At 60.3% G+C, this 14,882-nt stretch carries 15 protein-coding genes; 13 read left to right on the forward strand and 2 right to left on the reverse strand.

The features are described from left to right. Positions 1-123 precede the first annotated feature (123 nt). The 9 genes from AC1DS5_RS18740 to AC1DS5_RS18780 are packed head-to-tail and all read left to right on the forward strand — an operon-like array spanning position 124 to position 8,550. Positions 124-1,455 carry an ABC transporter substrate-binding protein gene (locus AC1DS5_RS18740; RefSeq protein ID WP_477719762.1) on the forward strand — a complete coding sequence of 444 codons (1,332 nt, stop codon included), beginning with the start codon at positions 124-126 and terminating at the stop codon, positions 1,453-1,455. Further along, a complete protein-coding gene (locus AC1DS5_RS18745; RefSeq protein WP_477719763.1) occupies positions 1,452-2,462 on the forward strand; it encodes a carbohydrate ABC transporter permease in 1,011 nt (336 codons plus the stop codon). The genes AC1DS5_RS18740 and AC1DS5_RS18745 overlap by 4 nt, the downstream gene beginning before the upstream one ends. Continuing rightward, on the forward strand, positions 2,459-3,406 hold the full coding sequence (locus tag AC1DS5_RS18750; protein ID WP_305635827.1) for a carbohydrate ABC transporter permease: 948 nt from the start codon (positions 2,459-2,461) through the stop codon (positions 3,404-3,406). The genes AC1DS5_RS18745 and AC1DS5_RS18750 overlap by 4 nt, the downstream gene beginning before the upstream one ends. Further along, positions 3,403-3,591 (forward strand): hypothetical protein, encoded by a 189-nt coding sequence (locus AC1DS5_RS18755; RefSeq protein WP_477719764.1) that lies wholly within the window; start codon positions 3,403-3,405, stop codon positions 3,589-3,591. The genes AC1DS5_RS18750 and AC1DS5_RS18755 overlap by 4 nt, the downstream gene beginning before the upstream one ends. Positions 3,592-3,598: 7 nt before the next feature. Then, positions 3,599-4,708 carry an ABC transporter ATP-binding protein gene (locus AC1DS5_RS18760; protein WP_477719765.1) on the forward strand — a complete coding sequence of 370 codons (1,110 nt, stop codon included), beginning with the start codon at positions 3,599-3,601 and terminating at the stop codon, positions 4,706-4,708. Further along, on the forward strand, positions 4,701-5,711 hold the full coding sequence (locus tag AC1DS5_RS18765) for an ABC transporter ATP-binding protein (protein ID WP_477719766.1): 1,011 nt from the start codon (positions 4,701-4,703) through the stop codon (positions 5,709-5,711). The genes AC1DS5_RS18760 and AC1DS5_RS18765 overlap by 8 nt, the downstream gene beginning before the upstream one ends. A gap of 27 nt (positions 5,712-5,738) precedes the next feature. Continuing rightward, on the forward strand, positions 5,739-6,377 hold the full coding sequence (dhaL, locus tag AC1DS5_RS18770) for a dihydroxyacetone kinase subunit DhaL (protein ID WP_477719767.1): 639 nt from the start codon (positions 5,739-5,741) through the stop codon (positions 6,375-6,377). Beyond that, on the forward strand, positions 6,374-7,357 hold the full coding sequence (dhaK, locus tag AC1DS5_RS18775; protein ID WP_477719768.1) for a dihydroxyacetone kinase subunit DhaK: 984 nt from the start codon (positions 6,374-6,376) through the stop codon (positions 7,355-7,357). The genes dhaL and dhaK overlap by 4 nt, the downstream gene beginning before the upstream one ends. Positions 7,358-7,404: 47 nt before the next feature. Next, positions 7,405-8,550, forward strand: a complete 1,146-nt coding sequence (locus AC1DS5_RS18780) for an ABC transporter substrate-binding protein (protein WP_477719769.1) — start codon at positions 7,405-7,407, stop codon at positions 8,548-8,550. Positions 8,551-9,661: 1,111 nt separating this feature from the next. On the opposite strand, the gene AC1DS5_RS18785 is transcribed toward AC1DS5_RS18780, so the two are convergent. Next, positions 9,662-9,898 carry a helix-turn-helix domain-containing protein gene (locus tag AC1DS5_RS18785; protein ID WP_477719770.1) on the reverse strand — a complete coding sequence of 79 codons (237 nt, stop codon included), beginning with the start codon at positions 9,896-9,898 and terminating at the stop codon, positions 9,662-9,664. A gap of 143 nt (positions 9,899-10,041) precedes the next feature. On the opposite strand from AC1DS5_RS18785, the gene AC1DS5_RS18790 reads away from it, so the two are divergent. Further along, positions 10,042-10,998, forward strand: a complete 957-nt coding sequence (locus AC1DS5_RS18790; protein ID WP_477719771.1) for a hypothetical protein — start codon at positions 10,042-10,044, stop codon at positions 10,996-10,998. Positions 10,999-11,044: 46 nt separating this feature from the next. Beyond that, positions 11,045-11,875 carry a hypothetical protein gene (locus tag AC1DS5_RS18795; RefSeq protein WP_477719772.1) on the forward strand — a complete coding sequence of 277 codons (831 nt, stop codon included), beginning with the start codon at positions 11,045-11,047 and terminating at the stop codon, positions 11,873-11,875. Positions 11,876-11,961: 86 nt separating this feature from the next. Here AC1DS5_RS18795 and AC1DS5_RS18800 read toward each other — a convergent pair whose 3' ends face one another. Then, positions 11,962-12,777 carry an IclR family transcriptional regulator domain-containing protein gene (locus tag AC1DS5_RS18800; protein WP_477719773.1) on the reverse strand — a complete coding sequence of 272 codons (816 nt, stop codon included), beginning with the start codon at positions 12,775-12,777 and terminating at the stop codon, positions 11,962-11,964. A 16-nt stretch (positions 12,778-12,793) separates the two neighbouring features. Here AC1DS5_RS18800 and AC1DS5_RS18805 point away from each other — a divergent pair, with 16 nt between their 5' ends. Both AC1DS5_RS18805 and AC1DS5_RS18810 read left to right on the forward strand, forming a co-directional pair. Continuing rightward, entirely contained in the window at positions 12,794-13,765 is a 972-nt protein-coding gene (locus AC1DS5_RS18805) for an MBL fold metallo-hydrolase (RefSeq protein WP_477719774.1), read from the forward strand. 15 nt (positions 13,766-13,780) lie between these two features. Beyond that, a complete protein-coding gene (locus tag AC1DS5_RS18810; RefSeq protein WP_477719775.1) occupies positions 13,781-14,758 on the forward strand; it encodes a Bug family tripartite tricarboxylate transporter substrate binding protein in 978 nt (325 codons plus the stop codon). Positions 14,759-14,882: the final 124 nt, after the last annotated feature.

Here is a 14,882-nt window from a genome sequence, read left to right on the forward strand (position 1 = left end):
CGGTCAATGACCTGGGCTGATCGGCGGATGAGGCCGAAAAAACAAGCGGGCAGATGCACCCGAATCGCCGCTTCCATTTGCAACCCAAGCGTGGCCCGCCACGCACCGTAAGGAGACGAACACATGAGCAAAGCCAAATCAACCCTCTGGCGCCTGCTGGCCGGGGCTGCACTGGGATTGACAGCGCTGGGTGCAAGCGCGCAGGACAAGCAGCTGACCCTGTGCTGGGCCGCCTGGGACCCGGCCAACGCGCTGGTGGAACTGTCGAAAGACTTCACCGCCAAGACCGGTATCCAGATGAAATACGAGTTCGTGCCCTGGCCGAATTTCGCCCAGCGCATGCTCAACGAGCTCAACTCCAAGGGCAAACTGTGCGACCTGCTGATCGGCGACAGCCAGTGGATCGGTTCGGCCGCCACCGAAGGCCACTACGTCAAGCTCAACGACTTTTTCGACAAGAACGCCATCAAGATGAGCGACTTCATGCCGGCGACGGTTGAGGGCTATTCGACCTGGCCCAAGGGCACGAAGAACTATTGGGCGCTGCCGGCCATGGGCGATGCCGTGGCCTTCACCTACCGCAAGGACTGGTTCGCCCGCCCCGAGTTGCAGGCCGAGTTCAAGAGCAAGCATGGCCGCGAGCTGGCCCCGCCCAAGACCTGGGACGAGTTCAAGCAGATCGGCCAGTTCTTCCAGAATCGTGTCATTGATGGCAAGAAGGTTTACGGCGCCGCGCTGTACACCGAGCGCGGCTCAGAAGGCATCACGATGGGCGTCACCAACACCATGTACGCCTACGGGATGGAGTACGACAACCCGAAGAAGCCATACGACATGAACGGCTACATCAACGGCCCCGGCGCCGTGAAGGGCCTGAAGTTCTACAAGGACATGTATGACTGTTGCGTGCCGCCCGGTCACGGCAACGCCTACATGACCGAGGACCTGGACGCCTACAAGTCGGGCCAGGTAGCGATGCAGATGAACTTCATCGCCTTCTTCCCTGGTATCTCCAAGGACCCGCAGGTCGGTGGCGAGAAGACCGGCTTCTTCCCCATCCCCAAGGGCGACAAGCAGTTCGCGCAGCTCGGCGGTCAGGGTATCTCGGTGGTGAAGTACTCCGACAAGAAGGACATGGCGCTGCAGTACATGAAGTGGTTCGCGCAGCCTGCCATTCAGAAAAAGTGGTGGGACGGCGGCGGCTTCACCTGCATGAAGTCCATTCTGGAAGCCCCGGGTTTCGAGACCAGCACGCCATACGCCAAGGTGTTCCTGGACTCCATGAAGATCGTCAAGGACTTCTGGGCCGAGCCCACCTATGCGCAGCTTTTGCTGGCCATGCAGAACCGTGTACATGAGTACGTGGTCGCCGGCAAAGGCACGCCCAACACCGCTCTGGACGCGCTTCTGAAGGACTGGATCCAGGTGTTCAAGGAAGACGGGAAAATCAAGTGAAATCCACGGAATTCACGCAATGGGTACCGCCGCCTGCAGCGGTACCCAGCGCTAATCTCCCGGAACCGGTAGGCCCCGCCCATCGGGCCGCCTCCGCCGCGTCAGTGCAGCGTCCGCTCCTGGCCTTGCGGGGGCTGTCAGACCGGGCGCTAGCCTGGCTCTTCGTGGGCCCCACTATCCTGCTGCTGCTGGCCTTCAACATCTTCCCGTTGCTGTGGACGATCTATCTCTCATTCACCAACTTCCGTGCCAACCGGCCCAATGCAGAAGTGGTGTGGCTGGGCTTGTCCAACTACCAGCGCGTACTTGGCGATGAGGCAATCTGGGAGAACATGCGCACCACGGCGCACTTCCTGTGTTGGTCGATTGCCCTGCAACTACTGCTGGGCTTCGCATTGGCCCTGCTGCTGAACCGCAAGTTCAGGTCGCACAGCTTCTGGAGCACCGCGATCCTGCTGCCCATGATGCTGGCGCCGGCAGTGGTCGGCACCTTCTGGAAGTATTTTTTCGAGCCGCAGTACGGCATCTTCAACGCCATCGCGCGCCTCTTCGGCGGCGCCGGCAACTTCACCATGCTGGGCGACACGCAGCTTTCGCCCTGGGCCATCGTGCTGGTGGACACCTGGATGTGGACGCCTTACGTGATGCTGTTGCTGCTGGCCGGGCTGCGCTCCATCCCGCCCTATCTGTACGAGGCGGCCGAGATCGACCGTGCCTCGGAGTGGACCAAATTCTGGCGCATCACGCTGCCGATGGTCATGCCCTTCATCATCCTGGCACTGCTGTTCCGCTCGATCGAGAACTTCAAGATGTTCGACCTGGTGGACAACCTCACCAATGGCGGCCCCGGCTCGGTGACCGAGCTGGCATCGATCCACCTCAAGCGCGAGGCTTTCGAGAAATGGCGCACCGGCTACAGCTCGGCCTTCGCCATCATCCTTTTCGTCGCGATCTACGGCATGTCGCTCGTGACGGTGCGTTTCCTGGACAAGGTGAAACAGAGATGAAAACCATCCCCCACAGCCCGCTGGAGCCGACGTCACTCGCCAAATGGTTCGCCGGCGTCCTGGTCATCACCTACACCATCATCTCGCTGGTCCCGTTGGCGTGGATTTTCATGACGAGCCTGCGCACCCCGCAGGATGCCATTGCCTATCCGCCCAAGGTGGTGGCCGAGGCATCCCTGATTGGCTACGTCAACCTGTTCACCACACGCTCACGCGTGTCCGCAGAAGAACTGGCGGCGCAACCACCGGCTACGAGCTGGTACGAAGGCCTGGTCCGTGAACAGCAGATGATCCTGGCCGGCCCCTCGCGCTTTTCAGACCGTTACCTCAATTCGCTGCTGATCGGCTTTGGTTCGACCCTGCTGTCGGTGGTACTGGGCACACTGGCGGCCTATGCGTTCTCGCGCTTTCGGGTGCCGGGCAAGGACGACTGGCTGTTCTTCATCTTGTCCACCCGGATGATGCCGCCGATCGCGGTGGCCATCCCGATCTACCTGATGTTTCGCCACCTGGGGCTCAACGACACCCACCTGGGCCTGATCCTGCTGTACACCGTCGTGAACCTGTCGCTTGCAGTGTGGCTGCTCAAGGGCTTCATGGACGAAATCCCGCGCGAGTACGAGGAGGCGGCCATGGTGGACGGCTACACGCGTTGGCAGGCCTTCCTGAAGGTGGTGCTGCCGCAGGCGGCCACCGGCATCGCCACCACCTCGATCTTCTGCCTGATCTTCGCCTGGAACGAGTACGCGTTCGCGCTGCTGCTCACCAGCGGCACGGCGCAGACCTCGCCACCTTTCATCCCCACCATCATCGGCGAAGGCGGTCTCGACTGGCCCGCCATGGCAGCCGGCACGACGCTGTTCCTGCTGCCGGTGCTGGTGTTCACCGTGTTGCTGCGCAAGCACCTGCTGCGCGGCGTGACCTTCGGAGCCATTCGAAAATGAAGTCCCGCAAATCCCCCCGCTGGCTGCGCCGCGCGCCCTGGGAACGTGGCACAGCCACCCTGATCGGCCTGGGCCTGGTGATGTTGATGCAACCCTGGTCCATCGAGGTCTACAGCTATGCCTTCACAGTGCTGCTGGCCGGCGTGATCGGCTATTCCATCGCCGGCAAACTGCCGCAAAACTGAGGCGATCATGAGCGAAATACGAATCCAGAACCTGCAGAAGCGCTTTGCCGACTTCACCGCAGTGCGCGGCTCCTCGCTGGTGCTCGAAAGCGGCAAATTCGTCGTGCTACTCGGCCCCTCGGGCTGTGGCAAGACGACCACGCTGCGGATGATCGCCGGCCTGGAGTACCCCACGGGCGGTAGCATCACGCTGGACGACCAGGACGTTACATATCTCAGGCCGCGCGAGCGCGATATTGCGATGGTGTTTCAGTTGTTCGCGCTCTATCCGCACATGGGGGTGCGTGGCAACCTGGAGTTCCCCCTGCGCAATGAGGGCGTGTCGCGCGCCGAGATAGACCGACGCGTGCAGGAGGTCGCCGCCGTCCTGCGTATAGAGCACCTGCTGGGTTCGCGGGTCACCGGTCTGGCCGGTGGTGACCGGCAGCGCGTGGCGCTGGGCCGCGCCATCGTGCGCCAACCCAAGGCCTTTCTGATGGACGAGCCGCTGGGCACGCTGGACGCCGAATTCCGCGAACTGATGTGCGTGGAACTGCGCAGGCTGCACGACCGGCTGAAGACGACCACCGTGTTCGTTACTCATGACCAGAACGAGGCGATGGCGCTGGCCGATCACATCGTGGTGATGAATGAGGGCGAGATCCTCCAGGCCGACGACCCGCATGGCATTTACAGCTTTCCCTCCTGTCTGTTTGTGGCGCGATTCATCGGCCGCCCGCCGATGAACCTGCTCAAAGTCGATGCGCCCGTGGTCCGCGGCGACACCGGTGTGCGGGGGGCGAGCGGAACTATTGATGTACCTACGGTCGAAGCTCCTTCCCCGTCAGTGCTGCTGGGCGTGCGACCCGAACACGTGCGCCTGCAGGCGCCAGGCAAGGGCAGCCTGAGTGGTCGCGTGCAGCATGTCGAGTACTTCGGCTCGCACTGGGTCGCCGAGGTGCAAACCGATGCGGGGCCGCTGAAAGTGCTGGTCGACAAGTCTGTGCGGCCGGTCCTGCAAGAGCAGGTCGGCCTCGCCTTCGACACCCAACGGGTGGTGCTTTTCGACGCGGCCACTGAACGGTTGCTGCCCAGCGCCACCACTATCGCCCACCAACCGAGTATGCGCCATGGCTAGTATTTCCCTACACGGCATCCACAAACATTTCGGCGACATCGCAGCGCTGACCGACCTGCAGCTGGAGATCGCCGACGGCGAATTCTTCGTGCTGCTTGGCCCCAGTGGCGCCGGGAAAACCACGACTCTGCGCATCATCGCCGGGCTGGAGCAACCCGAGACCGGCCTGGTGCGAATGGACGGCGAAGACGTCACCACCGCAGCGCCGGCCCAGCGCGATTGCGCCTTCGTCTTCCAGCAGTATTCGCTGTACCCGCATCTGACAGTGTTCGACAACCTGGCGTTTCCGCTGCGCGCGCCGCTGCGCCGTATTCCCGAGGCGGAAATCCGGCAGCGAGTGGAGCGGGTCGCGGCCACGCTGCACATCGAAAGCAAGCTGCAGCGCAAAGCCACGGCCCTGTCGGGCGGTGAAATGCAGCGCGTAGCCATCGGCCGCGCCTTGGTGCGGGAGCCGCGTGTCTACCTGATGGACGAACCACTGTCTTCGCTGGACGCGAAGCTGCGCGAGGAACTGCGCGTGGAACTCAAGCGCCTGCAACGCCAAAGCGGCACCACCGTGGTCTACGTGACGCACGACCAGGTGGAGGCCACCACGCTGGCCGACCGTATTGCCATCCTGGAAGCCGGACACATCCAGCAGATCGGCACACCCGAGGAGATCTACGAGGCGCCCGTGTCGGTGCAGGTGGCGCAGCGGCTCGGTTCGCCGGCGATCAACGTGCTGCCAGCGGGGTGGTTCGTCGGCCAGCATCCGGCTGCGGCGGCCAGCGTCGGCATTCGGCCCGAGGACGTGGAACTGGCAGGTGAGAACGATGGCTTTGAGTGCACAGTTATCGAGTCCTCCTTGCTCAAGCATCACGTCATCGCCGAGCACGCCGGCGTTGAGGTGCGCGCCCGCCTGATGCAAAGCGCTGCGCCTCCTCCCCAGTCCCGTATCCGCCTGCGTTTTCCGGCTGGCCAGCGCCTGCTGTTCGACCAGGCCGGAAAGCGGCTTGCAGCCTGAGACCCTATTCCTAACGAGACCAACCCCATGAACACTCAAGACATTATCACGGCCGCCCAGGCGGTACATGCCGCCATCCTGACCAACGAGCAGCAGATCGAATCGCTGGATCGTGCCATCGGCGACGGCGACCACTTCATCAACGTACGGCGCGGCTGCGAAGCCATCGCAGCGATCACGCCCGAACTGGTGCCGCTGTCGCCGGCGCAGGCGTTCAATCGCATCGGAATGAAACTGCTTAGCACCATAGGCGGCGCCTCGGGGCCGCTGATCGGCAGCTTCTTCATCTCCATGGGCAAGGAGCTGGAAGGCTCGGTCGAGCCGGATGCGAAGCACTTCGCGCACGCCCTGGCCGCAGGCGTCGAAGCCATCAAGAGCCGCGGCAAAGCCGACCTGGGTGAGAAGACGATGCTGGACGTGCTCATCCCCGCCTCGCGGCTGCTGCTGCGCCTGGCCGACGAGGGATGCGACCTTGACACACTGTGTGCCCGCCTCAAGGAAGAAGCGGAGCTCAACATGCTGGCCACCCGCGACATGATCGCGACCAAAGGCCGGGCCCATTTCCTCGGCGAGCGCGCCCTGGGGCATATCGACCCCGGTGCGAAGACCAGTCAGGTCGCGCTGTTCGCTGTGTGCGACATGCTGACTGTCGGAGCAGCATCGTGAAAAAATTCGTCAACGATGTGGAGCAACTGCTGCAGGAATCGCTGCAAGGACTGGCCGCCGCGCACAGAGACCTGCTGACCCTGCACCTGGATCCAACGTTCGTCACGCGCAAGCAGTTGCCGCAACTCAAGGTGGCCCTGATATCCGGTGGTGGTTCAGGCCACGAGCCGCTTCACTGCGGCTTTATAGGCACAGGCATGCTCGATGCGGCCTGCCCCGGCCAGGTGTTCACCTCGCCGACGCCGGACCAGATGCTGGCCGCCGCAGCGGCGGTGGACCGCGGCAAGGGAGTGCTGTTCATCGTCAAGAACTACGCGGGCGACGTGATGAACTTCCAGATGGCCGCGGAGATGATGCAGCAGCCCTGCGCGACCGTGCTCGTCAACGACGACGTCGCCGTGGAGCGTTCGACCCACGGCACCGGGCGGCGCGGCGTGGCCGGCACGCTGATCGTGGAAAAGCTGGTGGGCGCGGCGGCCGAGGCCGGTGCCAGCCTGGATCAATGCAAGGTGCTGGGAGACCGGGTCAACAGCCGTACCGCGTCGATGGGCGTGGCATTCACCAGCTGTACCGTGCCGGCGGCGGGGCGGGCGACCTTCGATATCGCCGAGGATGAGATGGAATTCGGCGTGGGCATCCATGGGGAGCCCGGGCGCCGGCGCGGGCTGGTGCGCCCTGCGCAGGAACTGGTCAACGAGCTGATGGCAGCCATCCTGGGCGACCTGCAGCCCAAGCCCGGCGCAGAGGTTCTGCTGCACGTCAACGGCTTCGGGGGCACGCCCCTGATCGAGCTGTACCTGCTGTATCACTGCGCGAATCAACTGCTTGAGGGCCAGGGCCTGACGGTGGCAAGGTCGCTCGTCGGCAACTACACGACCGCGCTGGAGATGGCCGGCGCCTCGCTGACCGTCACCCTGTTGGACGAGGAAATGAAATCCCTGTGGGATGCGCCTGTGCACACGGCTGCGCTGCGCTGGTAGGTCGGCCGCCCCGTCCCGGGCCGCCAAAAAAAAGGAGCCTCATCTCAATGAACCGAAGAAAGGCCATTACGCTGGCCTGTACGGCGGCGGCCGGGCTGTCGCGGCCGATCCTGGGCCTCGCGACCGGGAAGCCATCCGCGGATGGCGTTGTGCGGCTGGGCCAGTCGACCGCGCTGAAGGGCGCCAACGGTGCGGTGGGGCGACAGTTCCGCGACGCCGCGTTGGGATGGTTCAATTTGGCCAACAGCCAGGGCGGCGCGGGGGGCTATCGCATCGAACTCATTACGCTCGATGACGGCGGCGTGGTTGAGCGTGCAACCACCAACGCCAAGCTCCTGACCAGCACGCACGGAGTCGCCGGTTTCTTCGGCTTCGCTGGGCCAGGTGCCAACCGCGAAGGAATGCAGGGAGCGATGGAAGAAGGCGTGCCTTTCATCGCGCCGGTCAGCGGCATGGACGTGCTGCGGCAACGCGACAACACCAACGTGTACCTGCTGCGTGCCGGCCACCGCGACGAAATCCGCCAGATTATCCGGCATACCAGTTCCACCGGCATCACACGGGTGGCACTGCTGTTCGAATACGAATCGGCGGGATGGGAGATCAGGGATTCGTTTGTCCAGGCGGCCGATGCTGCCAAGCTCGCCAGCAGCGTTAGCGCCAGCGTTTCCCGGGGCAGCGCCGACGTGGGCCCGGCCGTGGCGGCACTCGTTGCAGCCAATCCCCAAGCCATCATCCTGGCGGCCAACCCGAGCGCCAGTGCGGCTTTCGTGCGGACTGCGCGCAAGGCTGGTTTCGGCGGCAGTTTCTACACCGTGTCCACCGTGGGCGGACAGGTGCTGCTCGATCAGCTGGGTCAGCTCGCAGTCGGAATATCCGTGGCCCAGGTCGTGCCGTTTCCGTGGGGTGGCACCACAGCGATCTCACGCGAGTTCCTGGGCTTTTGCGCCGCCAGTCAGGTCAAGCCCGACTTCGCCAGCATGGAAGGCTACATTGCCGCCCGCTGGCTGACGGAGGCCTTGAAGCGGGCAAAACCCCGTGAGCCGAGCGCCGCGGCTTTGGGCACGGCGTTGGAACAAATGCCGGCCTTGAACTTCAGCGGCTTCCCTTTGGCCTTCAGCAGCGTCACGCGAAGCGCCTCATCGTTTGTGGAGCTGACGGTGGTTTCGAAGCAGCTGAAGTTTTTGAAATAGCGGGATGCGGCGGTTACCCAACCCGGAACTGGTGGGCCACTCGGTTGAAAAAGGTTGACCACGCCCACCCCCGGCTGCAAACCGCATGGGCATAAAGTGGCGTGCCGCTGTGGGCGGCAGGGTAAGGGTTATAAACAAAAGCTGTGCATAACTTTGTTAGCAACAGGCGTTGCAAGTAGGCGTAACCCGCGCCCGTCGTGCCCCGCTACAGTTAGCTGAAAATATAAGCACCAGTTCCCCCTTCGGCGCATTTATACCGGCCGCCCAATCATTAGATTTGTTGGGTATAAGGCAGCCCAGCGCAGTCTTTTTTCTGCCGTACCACCCTAACTCCTAGCGAGGTGACCATCGCAGGCCCTGCTTGTGTACCCGCACCGCTGCGGCATGAATAATCTTCTTGCGGTGTTGAATAAGATGGGCCTACACGTCCGATTGGATTTGCCGCCGAAGCGCCGGTAGGTGCCTGCCGCGTGCAGTAGAACCAAACTGCTGGTTAAGCCAAGCCAGAAATTGAACAGCTTTTGCTAGGGACGCATCTGACGCCAACCGGTTGTTGATGCCACTGTGTTGGGTGATCGAAAAAGTCAATCCATTTGACGCTACTGCGCTGCTTGATGTGGCATCTTGGGCGCATCCATCAATCTCAAACTCGATCAGCGTAATGCTTCGGGCTCGGTTATCGCGGCGTTGTGTTTCACGTCCGGCTTGCTGGCTATCGGTTAGTGCCGTGGCAGTGTTTGATGGTACTTTTTTTAGGTACCACCAAAAGCACCAGCAAAACGGCTGCATACCAGTGCATTTCACTGCGCGGCCTTGGACAATGAAAAACCCGAAATGCCAATAGGCATGCGGGTTTTTGGTCCTTTTTGGATTTTTTTGGATGCTGGGGTGGTACACCAACAGTAACCGCAAATCGGGCTATAGCCCAATAGGCATAAGGGTTTTTGCTAAATTAGTTTAAAAAGTACCAGCAAAAGTACCATCAAAATGCGGGGCTCCCCAAATTTTGCTTTTACCGCTGTTTTTACTGGCTTTAAAGGGCTTAAATGGCACACTTTTACGCCGCCAAACCACAGCCCTAGCGCGCAATATTACTACTTGGCACGCACCCCTAGCTGCGGCGCTTGCCCACACCGCTGGTGCCTTTTACCTCGTCAAATAGGTCAAAAACGGTCATGCCCAGCGCGTTGGCAATGACCTCTACGGCGTTTAGCGTGGGGTTGGCCTGGCCGTTTTCTATGCGACTCAAATAGGTCTGATAGAAGCCGCAGCGCTCACCAAACTCCACCTGGCTTAAGCCTGCCTCCAGGCGCAGCGCACGTACGCAGCTGCCAAAACGTTTTGCCAAGGTGTTTTTCACACCAGGGACTATCGGGTTTATGCTTTTATTCGCATAAACACTAATTCGTATATAATTACCATAATGTGAAATATTGGCTGTTTGGCGCCACCCATGCGCCCAGCTGAACCGATAACCAACGGGAGGACAACATGAAAAACGTAATTGTTTTGGCCGCGCTGTGGGCGGGTGCAAATGCTTTTGCACAACAACCTGATTCGGGCTGCCAAGTAGCGAACGTCTTGTTAGGCGCCTTATTCAACGCGAAGGGCGCTATCCCTTGCGACACGCCAGCACAGGCCGGCCAGCCAAGCCAAGGCACGGCGCAGCAACCAACGCCGTCGGCAAACCAACGTAGGGGGCCAATGAACAATGACCTGGATACACCAGAGAACCTGGCGGCCATTCTCAACAACATACGTAAGCGCTACGAGCAGCTGGACCTAACGAAGCCACATCTGATCGCCAGCGATGAAGCCTGCATGGACGAAATGCAGGCATACCGCGCATACAGCCGTGTCCTTAATTCAGGCTACGACCAATTGCAAGCGAAGTGCCTGCAGCAGAGCCAACCGATCCGCGAAGACTTTGTGCGGCGTAACCGACTGGTAATGCAGCAGCAGAAGGAATTCAGCGATCAGCAAACGGCCGACAACCAAACGCGCCAGAAAAAGAAAGAAGCGGAGGAGCGGGCTGTCGTCGTCGCCGAACTGCGCTCCGGTAAACGCGTCCCTACAAATTGCGCGCAATACATGGTCACACAAGGCCATGACACGCCGGAAGCACTGCTCGCCCCTGTCATGGCTGCGGCGTATCAGTCGCCTAAAGGCATTGGCCAATATTTTGGTGTTGTCGCCCAAATTGATGGAGAAAACATCCTTCTTTCGGGCAAGGTGCCGGCCCTATTTCAACTGGCATTCAGCCCGCCCGACAACACGATCTTGGTCGTCGGAAAGGGGGCTCGTGTTTTTGAGGGCGAGGAAATCAGAGTAGGCGCAATGGTTAAGGGATACGCGACACAGACCAGCACCCGCACTGTCAAGCTGGTAAACGGCAGCAGCAGCACCATCGCCGTGATGCGAGCTATGTGCCTCGCTCCCTTGTCTTGAAAAACCTCCCGGACAAACACATCCGAAATAATCAATCGAAACCATCATGTCTGAAGCCATAAAACGCTGCCCATTTTGTGCGGAAGAAATCCTCGCTGATGCAAAAAAATGCAAGCATTGCGGGTCATTAGTAGATGTTGATAGCCCAGTGCTTGCAGCCGCAAAACCCTTACCGCTGGCCGACTATGGCGTAGCGCTGCTTGCGGCCCCCGTGGTGGCAACGATGCTAATTTGGCTTTGGGTGGGGAATATGAACCTGCTCCAGTCGCCCGGAAGTACGATGACTCTCATACTTGCGGTCGTTATTCTGGTGACCGCCGTAGTTGCCTCAATGGAAGCGGGCAAGGCCGGAATGGCCTCAGACCGGGCCGAGGGAACGTACAGTCCAATTGCTTGGTTTTTTATCATCGCGCTGCTTTGGATTGTGGGATACCCGACTTACCTCTACAAGCGCAAGCATTATGGTTTGGCAAATCTTTCAGTCTGGGGGGCCCTGGTGGCGCTAGTATTTCTAGGAAGCTGGAACATCATGAATTCAGCGGTTGAGGATAAGGAGGCGGAGGTCAGAGGAAAAATAGAGCAAGTACAAAAGAACCTAGAGTCACTCGGAACGTCCGGATTTCAGCTGCCTGATCCATCTCTCAGTCAGACGAATCCACAATCCGAACGCACTCAATCCTCTGAGAAGCCTTTTCTAACCATCTGCGCCCCTAGAGTTATCCCGAACGCGCAGAAGCTTGGCGGAATGTCGGACGCTGAAGCGGTGCAGCATGCCAAGGAAGTGTGTGCGGATGTGGAAGCGACTTATTCTGCATGTATTAAGCAGGGTATCGGTGAAGCTGCTTGTTTAGATAAAGCACTTCCGACTGGAGAATAGCTATCTCTTCCCCAGCGACAGACTCGATCGCATCCCCAAACAGCTGTATAGCCAGTATTTAGCCGCCTCCCCGTGCTAACCCGGCATTACGCAGGGCTCAGCATGCCAGAGATGTGGTTCGCCGCGTCCGTCAGCAATCCCAGACCCTTGGATATGACGGCAGACTCCTTCACCGTCCCGACATGCCAGACGCAACTCAGGCAAGCCGCTATGCCACCGCCGGAACGGACGGGCACGGCGATGGCGGAAAGATGGGTGTCATGGTCGGCGTCGGGGCCGGCATAAAGCGGGTCGCGCACGGCATAGCCACGCGCGCGAACGTCTTCCAGCAGACGGTCCAGCCATTCACGCCGGCGCGCCATCGGGCCGCCAGGGCGAATCAGCTGCCCGAGCAATTCCTTGCGTTCGCTGGCCGGGCAAAAAGCCAGGTAAGCACGACCCATGGCTGAGCCGAGCATGTCGGGTTGGGCGCCAATGACCGAGCGCTTCCAGTTCTCGCCAAACAGGGACCGATTGCTCTGGACGACCAGCATTCGCGTGCCGGAACGAACCCCAAGATCCGACGGCCAGGGCATTTTCTTTTTCAGGTCACGAAGCACGGAAGTTGCCGCGTCCTCCAGACGAACGCGCGGGACGCTCTCCGTGGACGGTGCCTCCTGCTGTTCTCTTGGCATGTACAGGTTGTCGCCCATGCGGCGGTGAATCCATCCGGACTCCTCCAGGGTCCTGAGGATGCGCAGTAACGAAGGCTTGGGGATGGCCGTCATGTCATGCAACTGGCCCAGGGCGAGTCCATGGCCCTGCCTGATCAGACCAAGCACTTCAAGTCCACGTCGCAAGGCTGCAATCGATTTGACTTGCGGGAGGTTCGGTGCAAGGAGTGGATTTTTATTCCGTTTCACTGAGTGAAACTATAACTTGCTCGCTGCTTCGCGTGAAGCCTATTCTTCGATCAACACAAGCGGCCCGTCGCCGCAGGAGAACGAAATGGTAGAAGGAATTCGCGTCACGATGCTGGGCACCGGCGCCGCCTTGGCGGACCCATGCCGCGGGCATTCGTCCATTCTGGTCACGGTGCGGGACCGCCACTACTTGCTGGACATCGGTCATGGCGCCACCCGCCAGATGGTGAAAGCCAATGTAGACCCGGCACTGGTGAACCACGTGTTCATCAGCCATCTGCACTTCGACCACATGGAGGATTCGGCCTACTTCCTGATTGCCTCCTGGATGGCCAACAGAAAAGTCAAGCCTGAGATCTACGGCCCGCCAGGGACCCAGGACTTCATTGACCATCTGCTGGAAAACGGTGCCTACAAGCTCGACATTGCCGCGCGGGCGCAATACAAGCAGCGCGCCGATTCAATGGAGATGATCCGTCCGCACGTCGTCGAATTCTCGACGGGTCTCATTTTTGACGATGGTTTGGTGAAAATTTACGCCGACTACGTTGACCACATTGCGCCGGAAATCCTGCATTGCTTCGGGTTTCGGCTGGAAGCACTTGGCAAGTCGATCGCCTTTTCGGGCGACACCAAGCCATGTGACACGATGCGGCGGTTCGCGAAAAACTGTGACCTGCTCATTCACGAGTGCACATTCCCGGAAGAGGCCCTTGAATTCAGGCGCAACACGCAGATCGGCACCTCAGACCACACCAGCCCCCTCGAGCTTGGAAGGCTCGCGGCGGAGGCCAACGCGAAGATGGTGGTTGCAACACATTTTGGCCACTTTGACACCACCAACCCGGTCCTCAAAGGCTATCTGGCGCACCACATGCCAATCGACATGGTGGGGCCGGAATTCATGGAAAGCGTTGTGCGCGACATCCGCAAGAGCTACACCGGTCCGCTGCAGTTGGCTCATGACCTGATGCGTATCGACCTTTAAGCCAGGAGTAATGACATGCCTCAGTCCCTGCTTTTCAAACTGACAGCCTTTGTGCTGGCTGCGCTGGCTTGTGGGGCGGTACCTGCCCAGACCAACTGGCCGCAAAGGCCAATCAAGGTCGTCGTGGCCTATCCGGCCGGTAGTATGGGCGACAACGTGATCCGCGTCCTCACCGAAGATTTACGCCGTCGTCTGGGGCAACCCATCGTGATTGACAATCGCGCGGGGGCCGGTGGAAATATTGGCGCAAGCACGGTCGCCCAGGCGAGCCCGGACGGCTACACGCTACTGCTCGCGGCGGCGAATAACTTCGCCAGCAATCAGTTTCTTTACAAGGACATGGGGTTCGATCCGCTAAAAGCCTTTCAGCCTGTCTCTGTCCTAGTAGACGTACCTTCGGTGGTGTTCATCAACGCCTCTTTGCCAGTAAAAAACTTTGTGGAATTTGCCAGCTATGCGAAGGCCAATGTCGGCAAACTTAACTACGGTTCACCGGGGCCAGGAACGCCACCGCACCTGGCGGCCGAGTTGATCAATCAAAACGCAAAATTAGGGCTCACCCACGTGCCATACAAGGGCTCGCCCTTTGCCGTCACTGCCTTGCTGTCCAATGAGGTACAGATGATGTTGGCTGGATCGGGTGTTGGTTCTCCGCACGTCAGGACTGGGAAACTGCGCGCCATCGCGGTCGGAGGACCCGCGCGGATTGCAGAATTTCCCGAGGTGCCAACATTGAATGAGCTGGGATTAAGTAATGTCAAGGCCAGCACCTGGTGGGGCATTGCGGCACCCAAGGGAACCCCGCCTGACGTGATCGAAAAACTCAACCGGTCCTTTAACGAAGCACTGGCCAACCCGGTACTTCAACGACAGCTGCATGACCTGGGGGCATTGCCCTTGCGAGGAACTGCCGCGGACATGGAAAAATTGGTGTCGGAGGACAGCCGGTACTGGCAACGGGCGATTAGCCAGATGGGTATCAAGGTGGATTGAGTCTGGAATATTCATGACCATCCTTGAATCCGAATCGTGTACCGTCGACATTGACGGTGTGTGACTCCATGTGCAGCTCAGCGGCCCGCCTGATGCGGCGGTCAGAGCAGGTTTAGCGCCATCA

The sequence above is a fragment of the Polaromonas sp. P4_H1 genome (assembly GCF_056400945.1).